Annotated in this window: 1 protein-coding gene; it reads right to left on the reverse strand. The window is 51.3% G+C overall.

Annotated features, from left to right (window positions below; genetic code table 11):
* A partial coding sequence (locus tag Q4528_RS16050) for a hypothetical protein (RefSeq protein ID WP_303522760.1) occupies positions 1–186 on the reverse strand: 186 nt, incomplete at its 3' end.
* Positions 187–236: the final 50 nt, after the last annotated feature.

The raw sequence follows: 236 nt of genomic DNA on the forward strand, positions 1-236 counted from the left end.
TAGTTGCTCAGTCGCCGATGTTACCGGCCAGTGCTCGCGTTCAACGGTGATAATGTCGTTGTCGGCGATAGCAAAAGTGCCGGTCTCATCGGTTTCAATTGGGCAAACTTCTATGTTGAGCGGCTGGGCAGCATGCTTCAACATGGCACCAAGTTGGCCAGCGCCTAAGATCCAAATTTTGTTCATTGTACTCACCTAACTTACTCGGCTACTCGTGGATCTGGGTGGGCTAACAC

The sequence above is a fragment of the Staphylococcus pasteuri genome (genome assembly GCF_030547725.1).
Lineage (GTDB): Bacteria > Bacillota > Bacilli > Staphylococcales > Staphylococcaceae > Staphylococcus > Staphylococcus pasteuri.